1 pseudogene is annotated in these 1,149 nt (G+C 42.6%); it reads left to right on the top strand.

Going from position 1 to position 1,149, the window contains the following annotated elements:
• Positions 1-1,149, top strand: a pseudogene (locus B0I03_RS13155) (T9SS type B sorting domain-containing protein); the annotation flags it as partial.

The raw sequence follows: 1,149 nt of genomic DNA, 5'->3' as shown, positions 1-1,149 counted from the left end.
AACAGTTGGTGCAGGCGGATTAATTTCTGGTATGACAGTTGGAACAGGGTATACAGTAACCGCAGGCAATGGAAGTTGTACTTCAGTAGCATCAGTATCGTTTACCAATTTAGCGATGTTAGTTACACCAGCAGTACCAACGATATCTACTACAGCGCCTACATGTATTGCAACAGGTTCATCAACGATAACAAATTACAGTGGAGTATTAACGTATACTTTTACACCAGCAGGACCAACAGTTGGTGCAGGCGGATTGATTTCAGGTATGACAGTTGGAACAGGGTATACAGTAACCGCAGGCAATGGAAGTTGTACTTCAGTAGCATCAGCATCGTTTACTAATTTAGCGATGTTAGTTACTCCAGCCGTACCAACGATATCTACTACAGCGCCTACATGTATTGCAGCAGGTTCATCAACGATAACAAATTACAGTGGAGCGTTAACGTATACTTTCACACCAGCAGGACCAACAGTTGGTGCAGGCGGATTAATTTCAGGGATGACAGTTGGAACAGGATATACAGTAACCGCAGGCAATGGAAGTTGTACTTCAGTAGCATCAGCATCGTTTACTAATTTAGCGATGTTAGTTACTCCAGCCGTACCAACAATATCTACTACAGCACCTACATGTTCTTCTGATGGAATATCAACGATAACAAATTACAGTGGAGCATTAGCCTATACTTTCACACCAGCAGGACCAACAGTTGGCGCAGGTGGATTAATTTCAGGGATGACAGTTGGAACAGGATATACAGTAACAGCAGGCAATGGAAGTTGTACTTCAGTAGCATCAGCATCGTTTACTAATTTAGCGATGTTAGTTACACCAGCAGTACCAACGATATCTACTACAGCTCCTACATGTATTGCAACAGGCTCATCAACGATAACAAATTACAGTGGAGCGTTAACCTATACTTTCACACCAGCAGGACCAACAGTTGGCGCAGGCGGATTAATTTCAGGGATGACAGTTGGAACAGGATATACGGTAACAGCAGGTAATGGAAGTTGTACTTCAGTAGCATCAGCATCGTTTACCAATTTAGCGATGTTAGTTACTCCAGCAGTACCAACTATATCTACTACAACGCCTACATGTATTGCAGCAGGTTCATCAACGATAACAAATTACAG

Origin of the sequence: Flavobacterium aquaticum, assembly GCF_003259835.1 — a bacterium.
GTDB lineage: Bacteria > Bacteroidota > Bacteroidia > Flavobacteriales > Flavobacteriaceae > Flavobacterium > Flavobacterium aquaticum.
This window is presented reverse-complemented; position numbering and strand designations above follow the sequence as displayed.